This window comes from Arthrobacter terrae, from assembly GCF_015708085.1.
Classification (GTDB): Bacteria; Actinomycetota; Actinomycetes; order Actinomycetales; family Micrococcaceae; genus Arthrobacter_M; species Arthrobacter_M terrae.
This window is the reverse complement of the sequence record NZ_JADNYM010000021.1, coordinates 15,106-40,823: the sequence shown is the minus strand read 5'-3', so window position 1 is coordinate 40,823 and position 25,718 is coordinate 15,106. Positions and strand designations below refer to the sequence as shown.

The window sequence follows — 25,718 nt, the reverse complement described above, 5'->3', positions numbered from 1 at the left end:
GTGCTACCGGAAGGCCGGGATCCCCGTGATGTGTTGACCCAGGATCAGGGCGTGCACTTCGTCGGTTCCCTCATAGGTACGCACGGACTCCAGGTTGTTCGCGTGCCGCAGGGGTGAGTAGTCCAGCGTGATACCGTTTCCGCCGAGGATGGTGCGGGCCTCCCTGCAGATAGCGATGGCCTCCCGGCAGTTATTGAGCTTGCCAACGGAAATCTGCTGCGGGCTGAGCCTGCCGGCATCCTTGAGCCGGCCCAAATGCAGCGCCAGCAGCGTGCCCTTACTGATTTCCAGGGCCATGTTGACGAGTTTCTCCTGCGTCAGCTGGTATCCTGCCAGCGGTTTATCGAACTGCAGGCGTTCCTTGGAGTAATCCAGAGCCGTCTGGTAGCTGTCCCGAGCGGCACCCATGGCGCCCCAGATGATGCCGTACCGGGCCTCATTAAGGCACTCAAACGGCCCGCGCAGGCCCTTCGCGCCGGGGAGCGCCGCACCGGCAGGCAGGCGGACGCCGGAGAGCTCAATGTCGCATTGGATGGAGGCGCGCATAGACAATTTCGGCTCGATCGCGGTGGCAGTGAACCCCGGCGTGCCGGTGGGGATGACGAATCCGCGGACTCCGTCCTCGGTCTGCGCCCAGATCACCGCGACCTGGGCCACCGATGCAAGGCCGATCCAGCGTTTGCTCCCGTCGATGATCCAGTCCGCATCCGGGCCGGAGCCATCCCGGCGGGCGAAGGTCTTCATCGCTGCGGGATCGGAGCCGGCGGTCGGCTCGGTCAGGCCGAAGCAGCCGATCGCCTCCCCACTGGCCAGCCGCGGCAGCCACTCGTTCTTCTGTTCCTCGGAACCGTGTTTGTGGATGGCGCTCATGGCCAGCGAACCCTGCACACTGACGAAGGTACGCAGGCCCGAGTCACCGGCTTCCAGTTCCAGCGCGGCAAGGCCATAGTCAACGGCGGAACGGCCTGCGCAGCCGTAGCCTTTTAGATGCATGCCGAGCAGGCCCAGCTTCGCCATTTCCGGCACGATGTCCAGCGGAAAGACCGCATCCTCGTACCAGTGGGCGATATTGGGCCTGATGGTGCTGTCCACGAAAGACCGTACGGAGGCACGCAGGGCAATTTCCGCCGGGCTCAGGAGAGAATCAATATCGATCAGATCAACAGCGTCGGTCATGGGATGACTTTCCGTTCGAAGGGTCCGGGCACATCGCGCGTCGTTACCTTATTGACGCTACTCCGCTCGCGTCCAGTCCGCCGCAAGCCAGCCGCGGACGCTCTGATCCTGCGCCCCCAATTCCGGCGGTGCCTGCCGGCGCACGGGTAGTGGCGGAGTCCACGATATGGGGTGGCGCACCTGCCGGCCAGCCGGTTCGCCAGCCGGATTTTGGACCTCGATGACGGGCTCAAGCCCGAGCAAATCCGCGAAGTCCAGTCCTTCGGCAATGGTTGCCACCGGACCGGCCGGAATGCCCGCAGCGCTCAATCTGGTCTGCCAGTTCCCCACCGGCGCGGTATGCAACACCTGCTCCAGCAGTTCCACCAACTCCACACGGTGCCCCACCCGGGCACTGTTGGTCGCAAACCGTGGATCGGCGGCAAGTTCATCGCGGCCCAGCACAGCCGCGAACCGGGCAAATTGCGCATCGTTCCCGCAGGCCACCGCGAGCGGCCCGTCGGCGCACTGGAGCAACTGGTAGGGCACGATCGATGGATGGTCATTGCCCATCCGACCGGGGATTTGGTCCGCCCCCAGATAGGCCTGGGCCTGGTTGACCAGGGCTGCCTGCAGGCTGGAGAGCAGATTCAGCTCCAGCCGCGCCCCGCGTCCGGTGGCCTGGCGCGCGGCCAGCGCGGCCAGGATGCCAATGGTGGCGTCCTTGGCGGTCAGCACATCCACCAGTGCGACGCCGGCCTTGATTGGACCGCCGTCGGCTTCGCCGGTAATGCTCATCAGACCGCCCAGCGCCTGGACAATGAAATCGTAGCCGGGCAGCGCCGCGCCGCCGGCGCTGCCGAAGCCGGTGATCGAGGCATAGATCAGACCCGGGTTCTGTGCTGCGAGGTCCGCGTAGCCCAGGCCCAGCTTCTCCATCGTGCCGGTCATGAAATTCTCGACGACCACGTCGGCCCGCAGTGCAAGCGTGCGCGCCAGTTTCCGGTCAGCCGGGTCGGTCAGGTCCAGGCAGACGGATTCCTTATTGCGGTTGACACTTTCGAAGTAGGTAGCCCCCGTCGCGGAAAATGGCGGTCCCCACTGGCGGGTGTCATCCCCCGTCCCGGGCCGTTCAACCTTGATCACCCGGGCGCCCAGATCCGCCATTGTCATGGTGGCCAGCGGCCCGGCCAAAACGCGGGAAAAGTCGGCGATGATGATTGAGTCAAGTGGACCGGCTGGTGATTCTTTGGCAGGCGCGGAGTCTGGGAGCATTTCTTGTCCTTTATCTTCTTCGGTATGTTCTGCGGCATTATTTAGGTTCGGGCAGGAGCCGAACCGATAAACCCATGGAAGCAGATAGCGGCACCGGGGCTCGATGCCATACTGAAGGAATGCCCGCCCTGACGTCCATCTCCGCCACCGCCAAAAAATCGCTGCGGCTGGATTTTTCGCAATCGGACCCCGTGGTGGCCGCGCGGAATGCCGTGGGCGTGGGGATTCCGCTAGTGGTTGGTATTGCGGCCGGAAACATCGGCATTGGTGTCTTCGGCGCAGTCGGTGCGTTGTTTGCGGCCTTCGCGGACCGGCCCGGCGGCTACCGGCTCCGGCTGGCACGAATGGGCGCCACGGCCGTGGCAGCCGGGGTCGGGGGCGGACTGACGGTGTTGTGCGCCCACTCGGTGCCACTGTCGCTGCTGCTGGTTGCTGTGTTTTCCTTCGTTACCGGCATGTTGCTGGCTCTGGGCGCGAACGTCTCGCAGATCGGCATTGCCGCCACGGCGGTGGCCATTGTGCTCAATCGCTTCCCGCAGGCGCCCTCTGACGCCGTGTCCATTGCCGCATTGATCACCGCAGCCGCACTGGTGCAGAGCCTGCTTGCCGTCGCCGGCTGGCCATTGCGCCGGCACGGCCCTGAACGCACGGCGCTGGCGGATCTCTACGGCAAACTGGCGGAACGTACGCGTTCGGCGCAGCCCAAGCGGGTTGCGCCCGGTGCCGCTGCGGTGCTGGACAAGGCGCGGGACACCATCACCGGGTTCGGCCACGGGCACGGTCCCAGCATGCAGTCCTACCGTGCGTTGCTCGATGAGGCGGAACGGCTACGGCTGGAGATCATGGCGCTCGCGTACTGCGTGGAAAGGTTCGACCGGGCGGAAAAGACAACGCAACGGACGGCGGTGCATGATTTGCTGCTGGCCGCAGGTATCGCCTTGGACGCGGTCGCCGCGGCGCTGCATAAGGGACGCCCGTTCGACGACGCTGCTTTGGGCCCCGCGATGGCCGCCTTGGCGCGGATGGAGGAAGTCATGGCCGGGTTTCCGGACTCGCCCACCGGACACTTCGCACTCCTGCACGGGCGGGCTCTCGGCGGCCAGCTGCGGGCCTGCGGCAGGATCGTCACGCCCGGGGCACTGGAAGGCAGGGCAGTTGAGCGGCCGGCCCGGGTGGGCAGGTCGCGCGTGTCGCTGCAGGCCCCGCTGGCCACGCTGCGCGCCAACCTTGACTGGAACTCGGCCATTGCCAGGCACGCCATCCGGCTGGCCATTTTGGTGACCGGGACCGATGCCTTGGCCCGGCTGCTGCCAGGAGGGGACCGCGGCTACTGGGTTCCGCTGATGGTGCTGATCCTGCTCCGGCCGGATTTTGCCGCCACCCTGCAACGCACCACGGCACGGCTGGTCGGGACGGTGCTGGGGCTGTGTATTGGCACGGCGGCCACGTATTTGCTGGCACCGGCGGGTCCCTATGCGCTGATCGCGCTGGTGGTGGTCTTCGTCTTCGGGGTCCGGGCCTCCGGAGCACCGAACGCCTTGTTCATGGGGACGTGGATCGCGGCCTACCTGGTCGCCTTACTGGACCTCGCCGGCTCCCCGGCTGCCGTCGTCGTCGTTCCCCGGCTGGTCGACACGGTCCTGGCTGGCCTTCTCGCGGTCGTTGCCACAGCGGCTTGGCCTGCCTGGGAGCGCGCCTATCTGCCTACCCGGATGGCCGAACTTCTCGCGGCGTATCGCCGGTATCTGGCGGCCGTCACGGATCCGCAGGCGAGCAAGTCCCGGATCGACGCGGCACGGGTCGGTGCGCGCCGTGCACGGTCCAACGCTCAGGCCTCGCTGGACCGAACCCAAGCCGAGCCGGTCACCGGAACTAGGGTGTTGTATATTGCCGAGGGCGTGTTGGTCCAAAGCCACTTGCTGGTGCAGTCCGCGATGGTGATAGATGCCGCAAGGCTCTCCATGCACCAGGCCCACCAGCCCGTTGAGCAGCTGCTTACGGTGCTGGCACCGTTCATCGCACGTGCGGACCGCAATCTGGCGGCCTGTGCGGATGCCGCGACGCAGGGGACGCTGCCGCGCGGAACGGCCAGCCAGCGTGCCGCCTATGCCGATCTGCGGCGGGATCTGGAACGGTCCCCAGACCTCCCGCCTGCCGTCCGGCAGGCGGTCATGCCGTCCGTCCTGGACGCGGCCGACGGCGTCGCCAACAGTATCGACACGATGGTGCACCTGCTGCGCGAGCCTCGGAAGACGGCTTACAACGACGGGGCGCCCGGTCTGGACGGCGCCCGTGTGGCCAAGGGAACATGATGAGTTGCCATTGAACGCCTTTGACAATGGCGCCCGTCGGTAACGATCTGGAGGTCAATCCTCCCTGGCCTTCGCTCCGCGTAACTGCGCTTCCCTGCTGACTTCCGGGGGCGGGGACCTCCCTAGTGCCCCTTGATGACCTTGGAAATATGGGGCTCCGGCGTTTCGCCGGCAGCTGTGGCTGCCTCGCTGACAACCCGTCACAGCCCGGAATGCCGTGCCGATTCCAAATTGACTTCCGCGTCACATGTAGTACGTTGAACCCGAAAGTTGTTCCGTTGTGACGCAGGGCACGCCCACGAGGCGTATGGTCGCCAACGGGCGCTTGAGGCGGTCGCTCACCCGTGGCCGCAGTGTTCCAGCCGTTGAAAAGGATTGCGCCAGTGCTCAACTGTTCCAACCCGATTCCGTCAGGTGCCGGCCCAGCGGTCCGCACCGCGTACGGGGCCTGCGCCGCATGCAGAGCTTTTGCCGCACCAGGTGCGTGCAGCTCTCTGGTCTCGGGCAGAGCGCGCCAATGATCGGCTTCGTGGTCAAGCGGTTCGTCAATTACTTCATTCTCACAGCCATCGCGACACTGCTGGCCTACGTCTTGGCGAGCCTGTCGCTGAACCCGGCGCAACGCTACTTGGGCCGCAATCCGCAGCCCTCACCCGAGGTGATCACCTCGATCCTCGATGGTCTGGGTGTCAATCCGAATGTTCCGGTGCTGGAACGGCTGTGGACTTGGCTCTCCAATCTGGTGACGCATGGTTCGCTGGGCATCACCGTGGACAACCAACAGGTCACCGACGTGATTTTTGCCCGCGCCGGGGTGAGTCTTCGCCTGCTGATCATCGGCAGCGTCATCGGAGCGGTGCTCGGCGTCGTTTTCGGCGTCTGGGGAGCGGTCAAGCAATACCGGATCAGCGACCAGCTGGTTTCCTACGCATCGTTTACCGTTGGTGCCACGCCGACGTTCGTGATCGGCGTGGTCCTGATGATTCTGGCAACCAGCCTCAACGGGCTGACCGGGCATCAGCTGATCAACTTCAGCGGCGAATACACCGCGGGCCTGCAGGGGAATTTCCTGGTGATGTTCGGTGACAGACTCAACCACCTGATTTTGCCGACCATCACCTTGTCCCTGACGGCTGCAGCCGGCTATTCGCGCTATCAGCGCAGCGCCATGCTGGACGTCCTCTCGGCGGATTACATCCGCACGGCACGGTCCAAGGGTATGAGCCGCAACCGGGCCCTGGTGAAGCACGGCGTGCGGATCGCGCTGATTCCCATGTCCACCTACTTCGCCTACTCCTTCGCTCTGCTGCTGACCGGTGCCACGGTGGTGGAGCTGGTATTCAGCTGGCACGGAATGGGCGAATATCTGGTTCGTTCCGTGCAGCAAAATGACATCAACGGGGTAGCCGGCTCCGTTATGTTCGCTTCCATTCTGGTGCTGATTGCCGGAACGCTCTCTGAAATCGTTTATGCCGCCCTCGACCCGAGAGTGAGGGTCTAGCCGATGAGCATGGTCGAAGATGCCCAGGTCCTTCCCGTCACGCCCAAAGCCCAGCAACGCGGTCCCCGTCCTGCTTCCCGCCTGCGCCTCATTTTCGCGAAGCTGGCCCGGACGCCGCGCTTTTGGGTCGGTACCCTCACACTGTTGGTCATTGTGCTGTGGGCGCTCTTCGGGCTGGCGTTCTACAACTTCAATGCGGTCAGCCAGGACGTCATGTCGATGAATACGGGGCCCACCGGCAAGCATTGGTTCGGCACCGACGAGATCGGCGGAGACATTTATGCCCAGACGGTGGTGGGGCTGCGCAAATCACTGCTGATCGGCTTCGTGGTCGGGCCGGTCTCGGCACTGCTGGCGGGGTTCATCGGGGCGCTGGCCGGTTACCTCGGCGGCGTCTGGGACCGGGTCATTGTCTGGTTCATCGACCTGCTGCTGGTTCTGCCGGCACTGTACATTCTGATCATGCTGTACCCGCTGATTAAGGGCGGATCCTGGGTCATCGTGATGGTTTATCTGGCGATTTTCAGCTGGATGATTCTGGCCCGCGTGATCCGTGCGCAGACCTCCTCGCTGCGGGACAGGGACTTCGTCAAGGCTGCGAGGTTCATGGGGGTGAAGACCAGCACGATCATCCGTCGGCACATTATCCCCAACGTGTCCTCGCTGCTGATCATCGACGCCACGCTCGGGGTAGGAGCTGCGATCCTGACGGAAACCACGCTGAGCTACTTCGGCTTCGGCGTCCAGCCCCCGGATGTTTCGCTCGGAACCCTGCTGTCCAGCGGCACCGGCGCCGCCACCACGCGACCGTGGCTCTTCGTTTTCCCTGCTGCGATCCTCGTCATCACCGTACTGGCAACGAGTCTTGCCGGAGACGCGCTGCGCGACGCCGTCGACCCCACCTCTGGAGCAAACCGTGACTGAACCGCTGACCATTACCGGCAAACGAGTCCCGGCCGTGACTCCCGTCCTGGAAGTAGACAACCTCAGCGTGACCTTCGCGCAGGCCGGGAACGAGGTGAAGGCCGTCAGGGGGGTCAGCTACCATGTAAATCCCGGCGAGTTCCTGGGCATTGTGGGGGAATCCGGCTCCGGGAAATCGGTCTCCTCGATGGCGGTGATGGGGCTGCTTCCGTCCTCCGCGCGGATCGGCGGCAGCGTACGGTTTCAGGGCCGTTCGCTGCTGGAGTGCTCGGATGCCGAGCTCTCCCGGATCCGCGGCAAGGACATCTCGATGATCTTCCAGGATCCGCTGTCCGCACTGACTCCGGTGTACACGGTGGGCCACCAGATCGCTGAGGGCCTGCTGCTCCATGATAAGAATTTGTCCCGGCAGGCCGCAGCGGCACGGGCGGTGGAACTGCTGAAACTTGTCGGTATTCCTAGCCCGGAGCGCCGGGCGGAGGCATTTCCGCACGAATTCTCCGGCGGCATGCGCCAGCGGGCCATGATTGCAATAGCGATCGCCAACGATCCGAAGCTGATCATTGCCGACGAGCCGACGACTGCGCTGGATGTCACCATCCAGGCGCAGATTCTGGAGGTAATGCAGGAGGCCAAAGAGATCACCGGCGCCGCCGTGGTGCTGATTACCCACGACCTGGGCGTGGTGGCCGGCAACGCGGACCGGATTGCTGTCATGTATGCCGGGCGTTTGGTGGAGACCGGTGGTGTGGATCAGGTTTTCCATGCGCCCGCCATGCCATACACCATTGGACTGCTGCGTTCCATGCCGTCCATGGCGTCCTCACAGACCCGGCTGGTGCCGCTGGAGGGGCGTCCGCCCTCGCTCGCCGCTCTGCCGCCGGGGTGTCCCTTCGCCCCGCGCTGCCCACTGGTCATTGATGCCTGCCGGGAGGCCGAGCCGGCCCTCACCGGCACGGAGGAAGATCCAACCCACCAGGCCGCCTGTATCCGCTCGTCCGAAATTACCAGCGGGAAGCTGACACGCTCGGAAGTGTTCCCCCGCCCGGTACCGCTGATTGAGGGCACCCCGGCCGGCACCGACGGCCGTGAGGTGCTGTCACTGACGGGGCTCGTCCGGCACTTCCCGCTGCTGAAGGGTGCGGTTTTCAAGCGCCAGATCGGTACGGTCCGCGCCGTCGACGGCGTCAGCTTCGAGTTGGGGTCCGGCCAGACGCTGGGACTCGTCGGGGAATCCGGTTGTGGCAAATCGACGACGATCATGGAAATCCTGGAGCTGGCTAAGCCGCAGGATGGGCAGATCCGGGTGAACGGAGTGGACGTCGCTGACCTGTCCAAGCGGGACAGGCTGAAAATGCGCCGCGACATCCAGGTGGTTTTCCAGGACCCAATGGCCTCCATCGATCCACGGCTTCCGATCCACGACGTGATAGCCGAACCGTTGACTGTGCATGGGGTGAGCAAAAAAGACCAGCAGCGCAAGGTCTCCGAGATGATGGAGCTGGTGGGTCTTGACCCGGAGATGGCCTCACGTTATCCGCATGAATTTTCCGGCGGCCAGCGGCAGCGGATCGGCATTGCACGGGCGCTGGTGACGGACCCGAAGATTCTGGTGCTCGACGAGCCGGTCTCCGCGCTGGATGTTTCCATTCAGGCCGGTGTCATTAATCTGCTCAAGGATCTCCAGCTGCAGCTCGGGCTGTCCTACGTGTTTGTGGCGCACGACCTGGCTGTGGTTCATCACATTGCCGACCATGTGGCGGTGATGTATCTGGGCCGGATTGTGGAATACGGAACATCCGATGATGTCTTCAGCAGGCCGCGCCATCCTTACACCCAGGCCCTGATCTCCGCAGTTCCGATTCCGGACCCGGCGCTGGAGCGGACCCGCGTCCGGGTGCTCCTCGATGGTGACCTGCCCTCCCCGACGGATAATATCCCGGGGTGTAATTTCCGCAGCCGCTGCCCGCTCTACCAGCTGCTTCCGGACCAACAGCGGCTGCGCTGCCAGGATGAAGATCCCAGCCTGCGCACCGTGGATAAGACTTCCGTCGCGTGCCATTACGCGGAGCACGACGCACTGATCGACACGATGGCGGAACGGTGAGACCGGCAGGCGGCGTGCCACGTACGGAATCACCAAGGAAAAGTTTCACTATGGGAGGAAAACATACAATGAAACGGACAAAATACGCTGCGCTCGGGGCCGCGGCCCTGGCATTGGCACTGGGAGTTTCCGGCTGTTCCGGTGGCAGCGGCGGGGGCACGGCCACGGTCAATGCCACGCAGGGCGCCAGTGATCAAGGCAAACTGCCCACCACCGCCTGGGACACCGCGGATTACTCCGACGTCAAGGATGGTGGAACGCTGACGCTGCCGATCAGCGCCCTGCCTTCCAACTGGAACTCCGGCACTGTCGACGGCAACACCTCGGACCAGATCAAAGTCCTGCTGAGCCCCACCACCGGTGGGCCGGTACGCATCAAGGATGACGGCACCTGGGAAATGAACCCTGACTATGCGACCGAGGTCAAGCTGGTCAGCACCGATCCCCAGGTGGTCGAGGTCAAGCTCAATCCCAAGGCCGTCTGGGGCGATGGCGCACCCATGACGTACAAGGACTTTGAGTCGGCGTGGAAGGCGTTCAACGGCAGCGACACCAGCTTCCAGGTGGCGTCGACGAACGTCTGGGAGGACATTTCGTCCGTTGAGCGCACGGACAGCGACTCCAATTTCAAGATCACCTTCAAGAACAAGAACGCCGACTGGCCGTCAATTCTGGTCGGCCCCTCGTTCGAAGCCTCGGTCACGAAGGATCCCGCCACCTTCAATGACGCCTACAAGACCACCCCGGTTCCCTCCAGCGGGCCCTACGAGGTCTCGAATGTGGACACCACCGGCCAGGTGGTGACGTTGAAGCAGAACCCCAAGTGGTGGGGGGAGAAGCCGAAGCTGGACACGATCATTGTCAAAACGATTGAATCCCAGGATGCCCTGGCGCAGGCTTATGCCAACAAGGAAGTTGACGCACTTGGCATCGGCAGCGGCATCGTCAGCCCCGATGTCTACAACACCGCCTCAAAGCGCGACGACGGGGAAATCCAGCGCGCAGGGGGACTCACCTGGTACCACTTCGACTTTAACGCCAAGGTGGCGCCGCTGGACGACGTCAAGGTCCGACAGGGCATTGCCCGGGCGATCAACCGCGACACGATCGCGCAGAGCCGGCTTGAACCATTGGGCGCTCCGGTCACCACGCAGAACAACTACATCTACATGCCCGGACAGAAGGGCTACACGGATGACGCCACCTCAACGATCGGCTATGACGTAGCGAAGGCCGGCGCCCTGCTTGACGACGCCGGTTGGAAGAAGGGCTCCGATGGCATGCGGGCCAAGGACGGCAAACCACTGGCCATTTCGGTGACCGTCCCGTCCGGTGTTGCCACCTCAGCCAACGCTGCCAAGCAGATTCAGGCAAACCTGAAGGCTGTCGGCGTGGAGCTGACGATCGATACCGTCCCGGTCGCCAAGTTCTTCTCCGACTACATCACCACCACTGATAAGAAGAACTTCCAGACCACGCTGTTCTCCTGGGTCGGCACGGCTTTCCCGGTGTCCAGCTCGCAGTCGATCTTCTACCCGGCGGATAGCGAACAGAACTATAACGGTGTCAGCGACGATTCGCTGGGAGACCTGTGGAAGCAGGCTAACGCCGAGCTGGACCCGGAGAAGCAGCGGGCGCTGGCACAGAAGATTGATCAGACCATCTTCTCCTACGTTCCAATGGTGCCGATTTCCCCGACACCAACGGTGAGCGCGGTCAAGAAGGGCCTGGTCAACATTGGAGCCGTACAGTTCCAGGATATCGACTGGACAAAGGTGGGTTGGAAGAGCTGACCGATCGGTAAGGATCTCCGTGGGGAGAGCCCAGCCATAGGGCAGCATTGAACCCATAACAGTAAGTGATGGCCCCGGCTCACAGCGAGCCGGGGCCATCGCCGTGCCCGGATTAGGCGGCCCGTCAGATATGCACCAGCACGTCGGCCAGGCACCCTGCCAGCACAATAACGCCACTGACCAGGGCCGGCTTGCTCCAGGTTGTTCTCACAGGCGACACCACCGGGGCAGTGGCTGCCGATGCTGTTCCGCCATCGGCCTGTCGTTGTTCCCAGCCGGACCACGCGCGCGTCAGGATGGCCTGCGATCCGGTGTCCGAACGCCCCGCTCCGGAGCCCCGGGCCGCAGAACGTGGCACGCCGCCGTCGCCGATCTTTGGCCCGAACCTTTCCAGCCCGGGCGCCCCCCAAGAGGTAAAGACCGCGTCCTTCGTCTTGATCACCACGGAATGGGTCACCCGGATATCCGCCACGGCAGCGAAGAGGATCACCCGGTCCCGCAGCAGGTTCACCAAGACCAGCCGGTCCGGCCACACCCGAAGACAAGGGCGCCAGGAGAGCACATAGGTTCCCCAGCTCACCAGGGCCAGCCACGGCAGATACGCCAACAGCTCACCGGCCCGGCCCAGCACCAGAAAGTTCCCCGCCAGGCCGGCACAGAAAAGCCAGACCAGCACGGCACTCCACCGCGGGAGCGCGGAGCGCAGCACCGTCGGACGCCCCATTGAATTGGGTTGGTTCATCGTGTCCCTTGCTTGGATATTCCGCCCCGGGACCGCATCCGTGCCGGTCAGCCACCCGCCGGCAGCCGCGACATGAAGGACCGTCGTCGGGGTACCGCGGCCCCTGCCAGCCTAAATGATTCCCAACTAGGTAGCAGATAACGCACTCATTTCGCGTTTTGCGTGCCGTAAGTGCGACCTAGTTGGGCGGGGGCGACCCGTGGGAAGGGCCCTGCTGCAGGTGGGCGGCGGGCTCATGCCACGCTCCGGCGCTGGATGTGACTTAATGTAGTGACGTGTTACAGGATTTCCTTATCGAACGAAGGAGCAGCAAAATGACCGACACCATCGTTGTTGGAGTCGACGGAAGCGAAACGGCTATGAAGGCCGCCCGTGCGGCAGCGCGTCTGGCCACCGGGATGGGCGGCGAACTGCGGGTCGTGACGGCGTACGAGGGGGACCGGACCGAGGTAGTGGAGATCGGCAGCGATCGCTGGGTAGTCTCCGATGCCGACGACGCCGAAAGGGTGGCGCAGCTGGTCGCGTCAGATTTGGGGTCAACGGGGGTGAAAACGACGTTTGCCGCCCTTCGCGGAAAGCCGCACGAGGTCCTGATCTCCGAAGCCGACAGACTTGGCGCGAAGGTGATCGTGGTCGGAAGTGTGCGGATGCAGGGCATGGGGCGCATCCTGGGCAGCGTGGCCAACACCGTTGCGCACAATGCGTCCTGCGATGTATATATCGTCAAGACCGACTAGCAGGCACCGCAGCAGGGGCGGAGCCGCGGGAATGATGCGGCGCCGCCCTGCTCAGGCGGGACGGCCGTTGCCCCGCCGCTGTTGCCCCGCCGTCGCCTGCCGCTTGGGTTCAGTGATGGGTCGCGGAATCGAGCACCTGGATGGCTTCCGTCCCCGGACGTTGGGAAGCGCCTGCCACGGTCGCCGGCCCGGGCGCTGCCGCACTACCAGCACGCCAGCCGGACCACTGGGCCACCACGGCTCCGGTCAGTGCCAGGGATGCACACTGGAGCGCTCTGGCAGCAAGGGCCAGTAACAGACAACCCAGAAACGAGACCCCGATAACGGCAAACATCATCACGGCGATGAGCACGGTTCCGGAATAGATGAGTAAATCGTTGATGTTCAGGTACTGGTCCATAAATGCTCCTAAGAGCGTCGTGCGGGTGCAAGCTAATCTGCGGTGCAGGCTTTGGACACTACGCGCCAAATTCGGGCGTGGACACGCCACACGCCCACGACGCGCGGAATGAGATCAAGCTGACATTGAGAGTTACGGAAGAGTCTCGGTGCGGTAAACATGGCGCCGCCTAAACACTCCCGTCAATAATCCCCTGCACCAGAGCGCCATATTCGCGGATCAGCGCTTCACCGCCCACCTCGCCCGGGCCAAGAACGCCAAGTGTCCGGACGCCGGCACCGAGTCCCAGCAGCGCGCAGACCACCAGCTTTGTGCGCCGCAGCCCGGGCTCCGTATCGCCAATCCGCTCCGCAATCCGGCTTACGTACCGGTTTCGGAAAGTCACCCGCGCCGCGTCCGGGTCGGGCGCGTCGTGGATCAAAATGGGTAGCATGGCCCAGGGTTCGGCCTCGCGCTGATCGCGGCGGGTGACAATTCGACGCACCAGTTGGTATCCCACGGGCTCAGCGCTGCCCGGGTCATCCACATTCGGGCCTTCCGGGGCGGCAGCGCTGTACAGCTCGGCCTTGCTGCCCATCACCTTCATCACCATTGCGGGGGAGAAACCGGCCCGGACCGCCACATCTTTAATGGTCACGGCGCTGTAACCCCGCTCGCCAAAGAGGTCGCGGCCGGCATCGACAATGGCTTTCCGGGTGGCACTGCCCGCTGCGGCCGCGTTGGCGGTCACGTCCGTACCCCCGCGTCAAGGGGCGCCTCAAAGTCGACGACGGCGGATTGGCCCGCCACCGTGATCTGCCGGGCGCGTGCCGTTTCCCCCTGCGGGTCCAAGGTGCTGAGAATGTAACGTCCGCTGGGCGGCAACGGCAGCTCGTACCTCCCGTTCCGGGTGTGCGTGGACGCGATGAACTCCCCCGTGGGCCGGGTCAGCGTGACCAGGGCTGTGTCCCCGGGTGCTTGAGCCCCACTGATCGTTCCGGCCAGGGTCAACCGGCGGGATAGGACGATCTGCTGCCAGCTGGCGGCATCGGTGAAGTCCAGGGCCTGGGAATGCGGTGCCCAGCCATCGGCGCTGGAGACCACCAGATAACGGTCCGGACCGGGCAGCACCACCGAATATCCGCCGTCATTATTCGCCCGGCTCCAGTCCACCGGCGCTCCGTTGGTGCTGAGGATATTGACCACCGCGTTGCGGATAGGCAGACCCTCAGCGCTGACCACCGTGCCGCTGACCACAATCTCCACCTCGCTGCCGGCGGACTTGATGCCGCCGGCGTCCGCCGCTGCATTCACCGTCCCCGGCAATGCCGAGCCGGGCAGCGCCTTTGCCACCGGGACCGGCCCCCCGCTGACCTGGGCAGAGCCGGCGGGAGCAGCGCCGGGAGCAGCGGCGGAACCAGCGGTGCCGCCGTCGTCGGCCTTCAAGCCGGTCGCCGTCAGGAACTTCGGAATGAAGACCGTCACGCCCACCGACAGCAGGGCGGCGATGGCGGCGAGCCAGAAGATGAACTTGAACGCATCCAGCGTCGGCAGCGACACGCCATTGTGGTCCATCACCACCGACGTGAGGATGGCAGCTACGGTTGCGGACGCCGTCGAGGTTCCCACCGCGCGCAAGAGCGAATTCAAACCGTTTGCAGAGGCGGTCTCCGTAATCGGTACCGAGCGCATGATCAGCGTCGGCATCGCTGCGTAAGCAATTGCCGTGCCCATACTGACCGCCATGGCGCCGACAATGATCATCCAGATCTCGCTGTTGAGGAAGACCCGGGCCACATAGGAGACCGCCAGGACCAGCGCACCGACAATCAAGGTGGTCTTGGCGCCGAACCGCTTGGTAATAATGGCGGAAATCGGAGCGAGCGCCACCATCGCCAGGCCCGATGGCACCATGCACAGTCCGGCGACCACCACGCTGAGCTCGAATCCGTAGCCGGAAACCTTCGGCATCTGCAGTTGCTGCGTGGTGGAAAGCATATTGGCGTACATCGAAAAGCCCACCAGGATCGAGGCAATATTGGTCAGCAGCACCGGCCTGCGGGCGGACGTACGCAGATCCACCATTGGCTGGCTGACCCGCAGCTCGAATGGGAACCACACGGCCAGCACCACCGCCGTGGTGATAAACAGCAAGATGACCGGCTCGCTGCTCCAGCCCCAGCTGCCGCCCTTGGAAATTGCCAGTAGCATCGTGGTCAGGGCGATCGAGAGCATCGCGGCGCCCAGGAAATCGAACCGGCCCCGGGTCCGCAGCTCTGATTCCGGCACGATGGCCAGCACTGCGATGATCAACGCGATACCGACGACGGCAGAGAGCCAGAAGATGGCCTGCCAGCCGAGCGCCTCGTATATAACCCCGGACAGCGGCAGGCCCAGTGCACTTCCGATGCCCAGCGTGGCGCTCATCAGGGCGACCGCCGAGGCGACCTTTTCCTTGGGCAGTTCATCGCGCATGATACTGATGCCCACCGGGATCAAAGACGCGGCGAAGCCCTGGAAAGCCCGGCCAACCACCAGCGTGACAAAATTACCGCCGGACGCCGCAATGACCGAGCCGATCACCATGAGTACCATCGCGACGATCATCATTCGACGCTTCCCGACCATGTCCGCCAGCCGGGACACGATGGGCGTGGCGACGGCACTGGTCAGCAGCGTGACGGTAACCAGCCAGGAGACATCGTCCGGGCTGGCGTCCAGGATTTTGGGGAAGTCCGGCAGCAGCGGAATTACCATGGTCTGCTGCAGCGAGACCACCGTGCCGGAAAGGCAGAGGATGGCGATGATGAGACCTGTTGGTCTGCGCGTAGTGGTCTTCGCGGAGTGCGAGGGCACAGGGGGCCTTTCGGAAAAATTCGGGCGGGAATACGCCCGGCGCCGGACCGGGTCGCGGTCGGCGGGGATGGTACGGGTGGTGAACAGCAGTTCACCACCCAGTGAACACCCGTTCACCGCCAGCTGGCAACATTCCTTTCATGGTCCCGCAGCTGCGCGGGGCGCAAAGGCCCTGCTCAACCAGCCAGATGCCGCCAGAGGAACTCGTGGGAGGCCGTGTGCAGCCGGGCTGCCTGCCGGTTGTTGCTGGCCCCGGCATGTCCGCCTTCCAGCGCTTCGTGGAACCAGACCCCGGGGATGCCCATGGCCTCCATCCGAGCTGCCATCTTGCGGGCCTGGACCGGCCCGACCCGGTCGTCGGACGTGGCGGTCCAAAGAAAGACCGGCGGATAGTCGACGCCTTGGCGCAGTAAATGGTACGGGGAAAACGTCCGGATAAACTCCCACTGCGCCGGCACGTCCGGGTCTCCGTACTCCGCAACCCACGAGGCACCGGCGGAGAGTTTCGTGTAGCGCCGCATGTCCAGCAGCGGCACGCCGCAGGAGATCGCGCCGAACAACTCGGGATAGCCGGTGAGCATATTGCCCACCAGCAGTCCGCCGTTGCTGCCGCCCGAGCACCCCAAATGTGACCGGCTGGTCACCCCACGCGCCATTAGGTCCCGCGCCACCGCGGCAAAATCCTCGTAGGCCTTATGCCGGTTTTCCTGGAGCGCGGACCTATGCCACAGCGGTCCGTACTCGCCGCCGCCACGGATATTGGCCAAGACATAGACGCCACCGCGTTCAACCCCGCTCAGCACGGTCCGCCGCTCCAGCCAGGTCCTGCCCAAGGCTCCGCTGTAGGCGGGCGTGCGGGATACCTCGAATCCGCCGTAACCGCTTAGCAGCGTCGGATTGGCGCCGTCGAGCACGAGGTCCCGGCGGCCCACCTGAAAGTACGGGATGCGCGTACCATCGGCGGATTCGGCAAAGTGCTGCTGGACCTCCAGGTCGTCAGCATTAAAGAACGACGGCGCCTGCCGGACCAGGGCTGCCCTCTTGCCGGCCCGGGTGGCCGCGGTCGCGGACCCGACGGCCGCGGTCGCTGACCCGACGGCCGTCCCGTCCGCTGACCCGTCGGCTGAAAGGGTTCCGCGGAGGAGGGTTGTGGGGGTGAGGAAGCCACTGACCAGCAGCCAGTAATCGTCGCCACAGACAGGATCCTCGTCGTCTACGGCAAAGGCCTCGCCCGAGTGCAGCGGTGGACAGCCGGCCAGGTCACGGGCTGCCCAGCCGGCGGCCGGGTCCAGGACCGTCACGGCTGCCGATACGTCCTGGAGCAGGTTCAGGAGCAGGAAATTCGAACTCCAGCTCCACGACTGCAGAGCCGTGTGAACATCGGGGACGAAGACGGTCCGCAGCTGCCGGCTACCTGAGAGGAAGGCCGTAAGTTCCGTCACGAGCAGGCTGCCGGCGGGGTGAATAGTTCCCTCCAGCTCCCAATCCGTTTGTGGACGCAGCAGCAGCCACTGCCGGTGGAGGGAGACGTTGACATCCTCCGGGACGTCAATGTGCACCCATTCGTTGTCTTGGCGCAGGTAAGTCCTGCTGCGGAAGAAGTCGATCACATCGGAGGCTACGTCACGTTCGAAGCCAGGTGTGCGGTCATGCGAGACAGCACCGCTGAGATGGTCTTCGGGGACCTGGAAGTATGGCGCAGTGCCTGCCAGTTCCGCCAACGACTGTCCGCGGTGCAGGATCCGGCACTGGGATGGGTAGGACGATGCCGTCATGGAGCCCGCTCCCAGATCCGTCCCCACGTAGAGCGTGTCGGCATCCCGCCAGCTCAGGCGCGTCTTCGCGGCCGGCAGGATGAAGCCGGCCGGGACAAAGACCTGGGTGGACAAATCGAATTCGCGGTAGGTGACCGCATCTCCGCCCTCGGCGGAGAGTGCGACCATCGCGCTCCGATACTCTGATCCTGTTGCGGGCCTCAGCATGGACGCACCGGACCAGACCCAGGACAGGTCTTCTTCTTTGGAGAGCTCGTCGATGTCCAGCAGGACCTGCCATTCCGGCGTGCGGGCCTGGTACTGCGCCCAGCTGGTCCGACGCCACAGCCCACGGGGATGGGACTGATCGCGCCAGAAATTGTAGTACCAATCGCCTCGCTTGTTCACCAGCGGGATGCGGTCGGCCGAATCCATGACCCCCAGTACCCGCCCTTCCAGCGCCGTGTACTCATCGGTCAGCAGCTGCGCGTCGGTGCGGTCATTGTGCTCACGGACCCAAGTGATCGCTTCGTCCCCGTGGATGTCCTCCAGCCACTGGAATTCATCCGATGCTTCGTCTGCCGGGAGGTGGTCCTGTGTGCGTGTCTGCGTCATCAGCCCATCCTAGGCATCTGCGCTTGGATGCGCGTCGGCCACCGGAGCATCGCTGCGGTGTGCCTTCCCGTGATGGAGCTGGATGGCACTGTTAACCAGTGCAAAATGGCTGAACGCCTGCGGGGTGTTGCCAAGCTGGCGTCCGGACTGCGTGTCCCATTCCTCACTGAGCAGGCCAACGTCGTTGCGCAGCGCCAGAAGCCGTTCGAACAGTTCCGTGGCCTCCCGCCGCCGTCCGGCCCCGAGTTGCGCATCCACCATCCAAAAGGAGCAGGCCAGGAACACGCCCTCCCCGCCGGGCAGGCCATCGTCGCTCGTCTGCGGACGGTACCGCATGATAAAACCGTCCTGGGAGAGCTCCTCTAGGATCGCGTCGATGGTGCCGATGACGCGCGGATCGTCCGGCGGCAGGAACCCCACACGCGGGATCAGGAGCAGACTGGCGTCGAGCTCGGTGCTGCCGTAGGACTGGACAAACGTGTTGCGGCCGGCGTCGAAACCGTTTTCCATCACGTCGGCGTGGATGGTGTCCCGCAGCGCCTCCCACCTGTCCACCGGACCGTCCAGATGGAACTTCCGGATTCCCTTGACCATCCGATCCGCCGCCACCCATGCCATCACCTTCGAATGGGTGAAGTGCCGCCGTGGCCCGCGCATTTCCCAGAGGCCGTTGTCCGGCTTGTCCCAGACGGTCTCGAGGTGCTCCATCAGCGCCGACTGCACAGCCCAGGAACTGTCATTGGCCTTCAGCAGCGCATTGCGGGTCAGGGACAGGCCGTCCAGCACCTCGCCCCAGACGTCGAGCTGCAGCTGGTCCGCCGCGGCGTTTCCGGTGCGCACCGGGGAGGATCCCTCAAAGCCGCGCAGCCAATCCAACTCGGCCTCGGGAATGCGCCGCCGGCCGTCAATGGCATACATAATCTGCAGATCTGCCGGGTCCCCGGCGACCGAGCGCAGCAGCCAGTCCCGCCAGGCAGTGGCCTCGTCCGTGTACCCGGCGGCCAGCAGCGCCTGCAGCGTCAGGGTGGAGTCCCGCAGCCAGCAATACCGGTAGTCCCAGTTCCGCGGGCCGCCGATCTGCTCCGGCAGTGATGTTGTTGCGGCAGCCACGATGCCGCCGGTAGGCATGTAAGTCAGCGCCTTGAGGGTGATCAGTGAGCGCTGCACGGCGTCCTTGTGCGGCCCCGCGGCTTTGCTGCGCCCGCTCCACTGCGTCCAGTAATCCTGCGTCCGCGCCAGTGCCCTGTCCGGATCCACGGTCCGCGTCCGGTGCTGGGTCTGATGGCTGGGATGCCAGGTCAGCACGAAAGGTACCTTCTCGCCCGCGTTGACGGTGAATTCGCTGACGGAACTCATGTGTTCGCCCTCCACCGGCGCCGGGGTCACCAGCAGTACCGCGTCCGGCCCGGCTACCGCACGGATGCCGTTCCCGTGCTTGCGCACCCACGGCACAACATGGCCGTAGTCAAAGCGCAGCACCAGCTCGCCGCGCATGCGCACGGTTCCGCTGAGCCCCTCAACAATGCGGACGACGTCGGCAACCTCGTCGCGCGGCGGCATAAAGTCAGTGACGCGGACCCGTCCCTCATCGGTATCCCATTCGGACTCCAGGATCAGTGTGCCTGGCCGATACTGCCGGCGCGTGCACACCCCGCCCGCTTCCGGAGCCAGCAGCCAGCGGCCGGCGCCGTCGTCGTCCAGCAGTGCCGCAAAGCAAGCGGGCGAATCGAAGTTCGGCAGGCAGAGCCAGTCTATGGAACCGCTGGTGCCCACGAGCGCCGCAGTATGCAGATCTCCGATGATCGCGTAGTCCTCGATCCGGCCCATCTCAGTGACCCGCCAAATCGGCGGTGGAATGGTTGACGACGGTACCTGCGACGGAGGCGACGGCAGGAGTGCGGCCGGCAGGAGTGCGGCCGGCAGGTTGGACGGGGCTGTTGGGGCAGGGCTCGTGAGTGCGCATCCTTCTGGTCTACCATCCGAACCAGTGCGTGTCAGCATCTGCCCGGCAATCCGGCACGGACCAGGGCTGGGCGGGTCTGGCCGTGCCGGGCCGGGAATGGGACGATGGAAGCGTGCAGTCCATACTCGATTTCGCAGGCCACTACTGGTGGCTGGTCTTTCCCCTCAGCGGTGTAGTGGGGGGCTGGGCACGGTCCTGGTCCAAGGCCGGCGAACGCAGGCATCAGCGCAGACTCGAGCTGTACCAGGTCAAAAACCAGGCGCTGCGGGTGGAGCAGGTGCGCGCCGATGAGGTGGCACAGTTACTTCTCATGCACGACGGCGTCAATAAACGGTGGTTGGACTACGAACTTGATGTGGGGAAGCTGATCGACTTTCCGATGATGACCGATGTGCGCGAACCGCTCACGGTCGCATTTTTGCGCGCCAAGCGGGAGGCCGACGGCCTCAGGCCCGCTGAGGCCGCCGAAATCACAGCTAAGGGCCGGCTGGATGAGTACCGCGCCGCCGTCAACGGCTATGAGGTCGCGTTTGAAGTAGCTGAGCGGGAGGCCCGCCGGGTCAAAGACAGCAGCTTCACCGGGCCCGAACGCCAGCGTCTGGCCACCGCACGCAAGCTGATCACCATTGCCGTGGATGACGCGGCTACGCCGTCCGAGCGGCAGACCGCCTACCGCCGCGCCCGCCGTGAACTGGACGGCCTGATTGTGCTGCCCGATGCGACGGTGGCCGCCCTTGAGGAGAAGGTCGCACGGATGCTCGGCACGGGTCAGGCCTAGACGGCTAGGGCCGGAGCTGGCCCCGAATCCGCTGAAACTGCGCGCTGCTGGGCTGGCCAACACCCGGCTCGGACCGGGAGAAGACAAACGCCCTGGTCAGCCACTCCTCCGGGAGCCATGTCCGGGTGACGTACTGCGGGTGTGTGGGGTTGCGAACGCCGGCCCAGAAGAAAAACACCAGCTCCGCCCACTCGGATTCAATGATCCAATTGACTAAGCCCTGCGGCGACTGGCCCTGAATCCGCAGCGCGCCGGGGCCAATGAGCTCTGCGAAATGGATGCTATGCCAGTCCCAGGCCAGGACGGCCGTAGCGGTGTGCAGGTAAAAACCGTAGTTACTGACGGCCAGCGTTCCTTGCTCAATCTGCAGCCAGCGCGGGATCGCCAGGGACGCGGCAGCGCTGCCCCGGCCCGCATTGCCCATGGCCCGCACCGCGGCAACGCCGATCATCAAGGGGACGGCTCCGCGGCCGGTGGCCAGCATGGTGGAACTGTTGTAGGCGTAGCTCCCGTCCCCCGGAGCGCGGTAGTCGAGCAACCGGAACGCCCCGTGCGCGTAGACTCCTTCATCGCCGGCATTGCTCAAGCGCAGGGCGAAGGGCACCGCAGTGACGGGCATGCCGGCGAGATTCCCCTGCAGCGTGGCCACCGCCAGCTCGGCAGTTGTCCAGAGCGCGACGTCCCGGCTGCTCCAACGGTCGGGCTCGTAATCCTGCGGTTTCTTCCCCATAGGCCTACGTTACCGCCCGGACCCCAGGTCGGAGCCGGCCGTCTTGGCCCGCACCCGGATTCCTGACACGATGAGGCCATGCCTGCCAGTCTGAACGCCAGCCATCTTCCTGCCACGCCGTTCCTTGCCGTGGACGCCGCCATCGTAGAGACGAACCTGGCGGCGATGGCGCACGCCGCTGCGGCAAAGGGAATGGACCTGCGGCCACACGCCAAGACGCACAAGGTGCTGGAGCTGGCCCTGCGGCAGATCGGACTCGGTGCCGTCGGGCTGACCGTCGCGACTCTGGGCGAGGCGGAAGTCTTCGCGGTGGCAGGTGTCACCGACATCTTCCTTGCCTTTCCCGTGTGGGCGGACGAGGGAAAGGGCGCGAGGCTGCAGGCACTCGCGGAGAACGTCAAGCTGACCGTCGGTATTGACTCGGTGGAGGGCGCACGCCAACTGGCTGCGGCCACGGCGGGAGCCCCGATCGGCGTGCTGGTGGAAGTGGACAGTGGCCATCACCGCAGCGGCGCAGCTGCGGCCAATGCAGGTAGCCTCGCCAGGGCTGCAGCCGACGCCGGGCTCGATGTCCGCGGAGTTTTTACCTTTCCCGGCCACGGTTACGGGCCGGGAAACCAAGGCAGCGCCGCGCAGGATGAGGCACAGGCGCTCGCCGCCGCGGTGCAGTCCCTTGCCGCCGCCGGGCTGGAAGCCGCTGTGGTCAGCGGCGGTTCGACGCCTACGGCGGCAGTTGCGGACGCTGGAATCCTCACCGAGATGCGTCCTGGAGTTTATCTGTTCAATGATGCTCAACAGGTTGAAATGGGCACCTGCGGGTGGGGTGACGTCGCTCTCTGGGCGGTGGCAACGGTGGTCAGCCGGCATGGGCAGCACATCATTTTGGATTCCGGCAGCAAGACGCTCGGCGCAGACTGGCCGGCGTGGACCACCGGCGGCGGCCGGCTGCCCGACCACAGGGACGCACGCATCACCGCGCTCTCCGAACACCACGCGACGGTTGAATTTCCGGAGAACACGGTGCTCCCGACTCCGGGAGAGCTGATCCGGGTGGTTCCCAACCACGTGTGTGCGGCGGTGAACCTGGCCGATGAGCTGAGTGTGATGGTCGACGGCGCCGTGGCCGATACGTGGCGCGTGGCGGCCCGCGGACGGAACAGTTAGACCTTAGCGGAAACCCGGGCGCCGACACCGGCACCGGCCGGCCGCTTGGCTCCGCCCGCCTGGAACAACTGACCCGCCGGCGCCGTTCTATCATCAGCAGCTCTCCCCGCGCCGCGGACCTCACGCTGGACAACCCGAAGGACTAGCCATGGCAGAACGTACGATCGTCATCACTGGAGCCAGCGACGGAATCGGTGCAGCGGCTGCGCAGGCGCTGAGCGCGGCGGGTGACCGGGTCGTCGTCGTCGGCCGGTCGCCGGAAAAGACCAAGGCGATCGCCGGCAAACTCGGCGCGGAGTACTTTCTCGCCGACTTCGCCCAGCTGGACCAGGTGCGGGGTCTGGCGGCCGGGCTGAAGGGAAAATATCCGCGCATCGACGTGCTGGCAAACAACGCCGGCGGTATTATGGGCCGCCGCGGGCTGACTGTGGACGGGCACGAGAAGACGTTCCAGGTGAACCACTTGGCACCGTTCCTGCTGACGACCCTGTTGCTGGACGTGCTGCTGGAGAGCAAGGCCCGGGTGATCAATACCTCCAGCGTGGCGAACAGTTTCTTCGGCCACCTGGACATCGATGATCTGGACGCCGAAAAGAAGTACGGCACGAACAGGGCTTACGGCAATGCCAAGCTGGCGAACATTCTGTTCACGAAGGAACTTGACCGCCGCTACGGCGGCCAGGGACTGACGACGGCGGCTTTCCACCCGGGAGGGGTGGCGACGAACTTCTCCGCGGAGTCGAACAGCCCGATGCGTTTTGCCTACAAGGGCATCATGCGCAGGTTCATGCTGACCCCGGAGCAGGGCGCAGAAACGCTGGTCTGGCTGGCGACCGCGCGGCCGGGAGCGGACTGGGTTTCCGGACAGTACTATGCCAAGCGCAAGGTCGCGAAGGCAAACAAGCAGGCCGACGACGCCGGTTTGGCCAGGGCCCTGTGGGAGCGCAGCGAGGAGATGGTCAGCGCGCAGCCGGCCGGATAGAAAGGGGGCAGCCCCAACGCTCCGCCATTGTGAGGTCTGCGGCCCATGCTGCTGCGAAATCGGGCCGCCATCCTCTGGCTCGATCACAACTGGCTCGATCACAACTGGCTGGGCCACGCCCAGTCGGTCTGCCGCAGCAGCGAACTTCGGGTCAAAGGTTGCCAGCGAGGCGCCGCAGTTGATCGCCGTGAGCGGCACGCATGCGTCAGGCATTTGCAACCCGGATTCAGCGCGGAGTAGAGCCAGCCGTTCGGCCTGGTCTGCTGCCAGCTTTTCGATGGCAGTCGGTAGCTGGGCGAGTAGGTGGATGGGTAAGTGGATGGTATCTGAACCGGATCAGTACCTTGCAACCCTTCGTCTAATGGGCACCTGGCGTCCAATTGACGCCTTCCCCGTTCGTCGCCGGCCCGGCTTATTCCCGGTTTCGCCGTCTCCGGACGTCCAGCAGGAACTTGATCCCCGCCAGCGTGAGCTTTCCTTCTTTACCGGACTTTTCCTCCGGTTCCCGCAGATCCAGGCAGCCCAGCGCCCAGCGCAACTCCTGGTGCAGGCTCATTGAGTCGAGTTCCTCCACCGGCCCTCCGCCAGCCATCCGGAACATTGAATTGTTCAAAATGTCGGCCAGCACCTGGCCGATGACGTGCCGGTCGGGCATGGTGTCCTCCAGCAGCCAGCCAACAATCACGCGATGCACCAGGTCCTCGGCGTTGGTCCCGGGGAACGCAAAACGTTCGGCAACATGGGCCCACAACGCGGCGTCGTCGTCGGCGATTTTCCGTGCCGCGGGCGTGCGGACCAGCCTGCCCTTGGTCTTGCGCAGCAGCTTCCAGCGCACGCAATTCTCGCGCAGTTCCAGCACAGGAACGGCCTGGTCCTCGCGGTTGATCGTGCCGTAACAGCGCTCCTGCCAGCCCAGTTCCGCCACGGCCGCGCGTACCACAGCGGGCTTGAGGTAGCCGGCTGCCGTGAGTTCCAGACCGGCGGTCCCGGCGCGCTGCAGCAGCCAACGGACGGGACGGACGACGGCGTCAACCTCGGTTTCGGTGGGCGGCCCGGCACTGCGCAGCATGGCAAAACGTGCCAGCCGCGCGTTGGCGGCGTCGACATCGAAGGCCTCGGCGTCAAAAGGGGCAGCGACAAACCTGCCCATTGCCGACGCGGCGCCCGCGTACCAATCCGCCAGATCCTCATACTCCGGATGCCGCGGATTCGCGAGCACCTGGCTCAGGTGGGTATAGCCGCTGGCGCCGCCGGAATCCTCCACCGGACCGCGACGCCCGCCGCCGATGCAGGTAATCTGGCCCTGTTGGAGCAGGCACCGGCCGGTTACCGCGATGGTATGGTCCCAGGAATCCCCGAAGTCGTACTCGTAACTCAGCGTGGCGGCCTGGCCCGCGGCGCCGGCAGCGCTGGTGCTCGAGCCCGCCACGCCCGCGCTGCTCGATCCTGCCACCGTCTCCAGCACGGAGGTCAGCAACACGGCGGTCTCGGATTCGACCCCGATCTCTTGGGCGGTCTCTTCGTCCGAGAGGATTCGTCGCGTATCTGTGTCAGTTCCGGCGGTGAACTGATGCAGGTGGCGGTCCTCCCAGCCGAACGCCAATTGAATTACCCGGTGCAGCTCCGCCAGTTCGATGCTCTCCGGGACGCGAATCGACCGCCAGATCTGCGGCTCAATTCCGTCCAGTGAGATGCGGAGTTCGAGTCCATTTTCGGTGTTTCCCATGCCCGCCATTGTGTCAGAGCGGGGGCGGGGGATGGTTTCTGGCCGAAGCAGCGGAAGGTGTCCATGCTGGCCAGACCGGATCGCCCAAGAAGAAGCCGTTTTCGTAATTGGCAACCGGCAGGAACGGCATAGACGCTCGGCGCGTCGTCGAGGGCGACCGTCGCGGCAGCCGAAGCCTCATAAGCGTGCGTAGCCTCCTGGCCTGCCCGGCGCAGCGAGAGTTGC

19 protein-coding genes are annotated in these 25,718 nt (G+C 64.9%); 9 read left to right on the top strand and 10 right to left on the bottom strand.

Going from position 1 to position 25,718, the window contains the following annotated elements:
* Positions 1-3: 3 nt before the first annotated feature.
* The gene (locus IV500_RS15530) at positions 4-1,176 is read right to left on the bottom strand and encodes an acyl-CoA dehydrogenase family protein (protein WP_196397721.1); all 1,173 of its coding nucleotides are present in this window, start codon (positions 1,174-1,176) and stop codon (positions 4-6) included.
* A gap of 57 nt (positions 1,177-1,233) precedes the next feature.
* On the bottom strand, positions 1,234-2,430 hold the full coding sequence (locus IV500_RS15525; protein WP_196397720.1) for a CaiB/BaiF CoA transferase family protein: 1,197 nt from the start codon (positions 2,428-2,430) through the stop codon (positions 1,234-1,236).
* A 119-nt stretch (positions 2,431-2,549) separates the two neighbouring features.
* Here IV500_RS15525 and IV500_RS15520 point away from each other — a divergent pair, with 119 nt between their 5' ends.
* The 5 genes from IV500_RS15520 (at position 2,550) to IV500_RS15500 (ending at position 11,067) form a co-directional block, all read left to right on the top strand.
* Positions 2,550-4,742 carry an FUSC family protein gene (locus tag IV500_RS15520; protein WP_196397719.1) on the top strand — a complete coding sequence of 731 codons (2,193 nt, stop codon included), beginning with the start codon at positions 2,550-2,552 and terminating at the stop codon, positions 4,740-4,742.
* A gap of 484 nt (positions 4,743-5,226) precedes the next feature.
* On the top strand, positions 5,227-6,243 hold the full coding sequence (locus IV500_RS15515) for an ABC transporter permease (protein WP_312875952.1): 1,017 nt from the start codon (positions 5,227-5,229) through the stop codon (positions 6,241-6,243).
* Between the two features lie 3 nt (positions 6,244-6,246).
* Entirely contained in the window at positions 6,247-7,167 is a 921-nt protein-coding gene (locus IV500_RS15510) for an ABC transporter permease (protein WP_230855047.1), read from the top strand.
* Positions 7,160-9,274, top strand: a complete 2,115-nt coding sequence (locus IV500_RS15505) for an ABC transporter ATP-binding protein (protein WP_312875951.1) — start codon at positions 7,160-7,162, stop codon at positions 9,272-9,274. The genes IV500_RS15510 and IV500_RS15505 overlap by 8 nt, the downstream gene beginning before the upstream one ends.
* Before the next feature lie 68 nt (positions 9,275-9,342).
* A complete protein-coding gene (locus IV500_RS15500; protein ID WP_196397718.1) occupies positions 9,343-11,067 on the top strand; it encodes an ABC transporter family substrate-binding protein in 1,725 nt (574 codons plus the stop codon).
* 124 nt (positions 11,068-11,191) lie between these two features.
* Here the strand turns inward: IV500_RS15500 and IV500_RS15495 are convergent, their stop codons facing one another.
* Positions 11,192-11,809: a hypothetical protein gene (locus IV500_RS15495; RefSeq protein ID WP_196397717.1), complete on the bottom strand. Its 618-nt coding sequence runs from the start codon at positions 11,807-11,809 to the stop codon at positions 11,192-11,194.
* A 314-nt stretch (positions 11,810-12,123) separates the two neighbouring features.
* Here IV500_RS15495 and IV500_RS15490 point away from each other — a divergent pair, with 314 nt between their 5' ends.
* Positions 12,124-12,546, top strand: coding sequence for a universal stress protein (locus IV500_RS15490; RefSeq protein ID WP_196397716.1), 423 nt, complete (start codon positions 12,124-12,126; stop codon positions 12,544-12,546).
* A gap of 109 nt (positions 12,547-12,655) precedes the next feature.
* On the opposite strand, the gene IV500_RS15485 is transcribed toward IV500_RS15490, so the two are convergent.
* The 5 genes from IV500_RS15485 to IV500_RS15465 all read right to left on the bottom strand — a co-directional run bounded on the left by IV500_RS15485 (position 12,656) and on the right by IV500_RS15465 (position 19,977).
* Positions 12,656-12,946: a hypothetical protein gene (locus tag IV500_RS15485; protein ID WP_196397715.1), complete on the bottom strand. Its 291-nt coding sequence runs from the start codon at positions 12,944-12,946 to the stop codon at positions 12,656-12,658.
* Between the two features lie 169 nt (positions 12,947-13,115).
* Positions 13,116-13,676, bottom strand: coding sequence for a TetR/AcrR family transcriptional regulator (locus IV500_RS15480; protein ID WP_196397714.1), 561 nt, complete (start codon positions 13,674-13,676; stop codon positions 13,116-13,118).
* Positions 13,673-15,781: an MFS transporter gene (locus tag IV500_RS15475; RefSeq protein ID WP_312875950.1), complete on the bottom strand. Its 2,109-nt coding sequence runs from the start codon at positions 15,779-15,781 to the stop codon at positions 13,673-13,675. The genes IV500_RS15480 and IV500_RS15475 overlap by 4 nt, the downstream gene beginning before the upstream one ends.
* 176 nt (positions 15,782-15,957) lie before the next feature.
* Entirely contained in the window at positions 15,958-18,150 is a 2,193-nt protein-coding gene (locus tag IV500_RS15470) for a prolyl oligopeptidase family serine peptidase (protein WP_196397713.1), read from the bottom strand.
* A gap of 9 nt (positions 18,151-18,159) precedes the next feature.
* Entirely contained in the window at positions 18,160-19,977 is a 1,818-nt protein-coding gene (locus tag IV500_RS15465; protein WP_196397712.1) for a glycoside hydrolase family 15 protein, read from the bottom strand.
* Positions 19,978-20,225: 248 nt separating this feature from the next.
* Here IV500_RS15465 and IV500_RS15460 point away from each other — a divergent pair, with 248 nt between their 5' ends.
* Complete coding sequence (locus tag IV500_RS15460; RefSeq protein WP_196397760.1) at positions 20,226-20,891, top strand: hypothetical protein; 666 nt, start codon at positions 20,226-20,228, stop codon at positions 20,889-20,891.
* Positions 20,892-20,895: 4 nt separating this feature from the next.
* Here the strand turns inward: IV500_RS15460 and IV500_RS15455 are convergent, their stop codons facing one another.
* Positions 20,896-21,621 (bottom strand): hypothetical protein, encoded by a 726-nt coding sequence (locus IV500_RS15455; RefSeq protein WP_196397711.1) that lies wholly within the window; start codon positions 21,619-21,621, stop codon positions 20,896-20,898.
* A gap of 78 nt (positions 21,622-21,699) precedes the next feature.
* Between IV500_RS15455 and IV500_RS15450 the strand changes: the two genes are divergently transcribed.
* On the top strand, positions 21,700-22,785 hold the full coding sequence (locus tag IV500_RS15450) for an alanine racemase (RefSeq protein ID WP_196397710.1): 1,086 nt from the start codon (positions 21,700-21,702) through the stop codon (positions 22,783-22,785).
* A 148-nt stretch (positions 22,786-22,933) separates the two neighbouring features.
* Complete coding sequence (locus IV500_RS15445) at positions 22,934-23,767, top strand: SDR family NAD(P)-dependent oxidoreductase (protein WP_196397709.1); 834 nt, start codon at positions 22,934-22,936, stop codon at positions 23,765-23,767.
* Between the two features lie 412 nt (positions 23,768-24,179).
* On the opposite strand, the gene IV500_RS15440 is transcribed toward IV500_RS15445, so the two are convergent.
* Positions 24,180-25,493, bottom strand: coding sequence for a plasmid pRiA4b ORF-3 family protein (locus tag IV500_RS15440; protein WP_196397708.1), 1,314 nt, complete (start codon positions 25,491-25,493; stop codon positions 24,180-24,182).
* Positions 25,494-25,718: the final 225 nt, after the last annotated feature.